Origin of the sequence: Kribbella sp. NPDC048915, assembly GCF_040649595.1 — a bacterium.
Lineage (GTDB): Bacteria > Actinomycetota > Actinomycetes > Propionibacteriales > Kribbellaceae > Kribbella.
Genome location: NZ_JBEZFT010000157.1, coordinates 1 through 1,719, shown reverse-complemented (window position 1 = coordinate 1,719; position 1,719 = coordinate 1). Strand labels below are relative to the sequence as shown.

1 protein-coding gene is annotated in these 1,719 nt (G+C 67.4%); it reads right to left on the bottom strand.

The features are described 5' to 3' along the window. Window positions 1-25: 25 nt before the first annotated feature. The gene (locus AB0B82_RS35395; protein ID WP_360178966.1) at window positions 26-1,606 is read right to left on the bottom strand and encodes an IS1634 family transposase; all 1,581 of its coding nucleotides are present in this window, start codon (window positions 1,604-1,606) and stop codon (window positions 26-28) included. Window positions 1,607-1,719 lie beyond the last annotated feature (113 nt).

The window sequence follows — 1,719 nt, the reverse complement described above, 5'->3', positions numbered from 1 at the left end:
ACCTGAGTCGTGCCACTGGGGTGTGTCAGTTCGGGTCGATGCCGAGGGCGTGCAGGATCGCTTGGGCTTGCGGGGTGGGTGGGTCGTGGGCGAGGTGCTCGTGTCCGGCGATGCGGACGGTGATCTGCTGTAGCGGTCGTAGCGTCTGGACGATCTTGCGGATGCTGAGTCCGGTTGCCTCTTGCAGGTGGCGCGCGACGGCGAGTGCCGCGAACACGATGGTCAGGTGGGCCTCGATCGCGTCGCGAGTGTGGTGGAACATCGGCCTGGCGCGCAGGTCCGTCTTCGACATCCGGAAGGACTGCTCGACCCTCCACAAGTCGTGGTAGCTCTCGATGACCTCGCGTGCCGGCATGACCGTGAGGGGGATGTTGGTGACGTACCCCTTCAACCCGACCAGCCGGCGGGCTCGGGCAAGCGAGGCCTCGTCGAGTTCGGCGGCGCCGTTGCGGGTCTTCACGAACCGGGGCGTCCGGGCGGTCTTCTCGCCCGCGACCACGGCCTTGGCGCGGTTCTCCTGCAAGGTGAGCGTCTTGTTGTCCCGGACCGCGCGTTTGGTCGAGTAGGCCCACACGGCTCGCCAGGCCCCGGCATGCTGCTCGCGGTCCCACACCGGCTCGGCCTTGGTCTTCGGGTCACTGGCCGCGTCGTTGTGGTGCCCACTGCGCGGGGTGATGGTGTCGATGACTTGGCCGTCGGTGAAGGCGTCGCCGTGCCACCGGTAGTGGGACTCCAGGTCCTTGGGCGCCTTGGTGACCCGCGACCCGACGATGAACCGCAGATTCGCTTCGTCGAGCTCCTTGAGGTTGCTGCTCGACAGCATCCCGGCATCCGCGACCACGACCATGTCCGCGAGCCCATGGCGGGCCTGGAATGCCTTGACGATCGGGACGATCGTCAACGTCTCTGCCTTGTTGCCCTGGTAGCAGCCGATCTCGAGCGGGAACCCGCGTCGGTCGACCAGCAGACCGACCACGACCTGCGGATCGACCCGGCGTTCTTTGGAGTAGCCGACCTTGCGCAGCCCGTCGGTGCCCTCATCTTCCTTCTCTGCCTCGAAGTAGAGGGTCGTGACGTCGTAGAGGCACAAGCTGACGTCCCCGGCAACGACGGCGTGGGCGAAGCAGGCCTCAGCGATCTTCGCCCGGTAGCCCTGGTCCTCGGCACGGCGCAGGGACCGGAACATCGTGCGCAGCGAGACGTGTGGCACGCCGAGCTCGTCGAGCACCCGCAGCGAGTCGGCCTTGCTGGTCGGCTCCACGATCCGAGCCAGGACCAGTTGGGCGAACGCTTCGTCGTCGATGGCGTCGAATCCCAACCGGTCGTAGCCGGTCCTCAGCACCTGCCACAGCACCGCGTTCGCCTTGCCGGTAATCACGGCCGTCCCGGCCCACCCAGCAGCGCTGGGGTCGCTGAGCCCTTCCAACGCGAGCTCGCCTTGGCCGGGGTAGAGCTTCTTGCGGGCCACAGCCATCAAGGCGGCCAGTTCCGCCTCGTCGTGGGCTGTGCCGACGTGCTCAAGCACGACGTCACGGCCATCACGGCGCTCTGCGATCTGGACTTTCGTCGCCCCCGATCGGCCCGGGGACTTCCGCACGAACACCACGACCACCGACCGTACCCGGCCTCCGGGGTGTGTCAATCAGCCCGCCCGCGAGCTCCTGACCAGCACAAACGCGAGCCCGACCTCGAAAACTCCGTCAGGTGGCACGAGTCAGG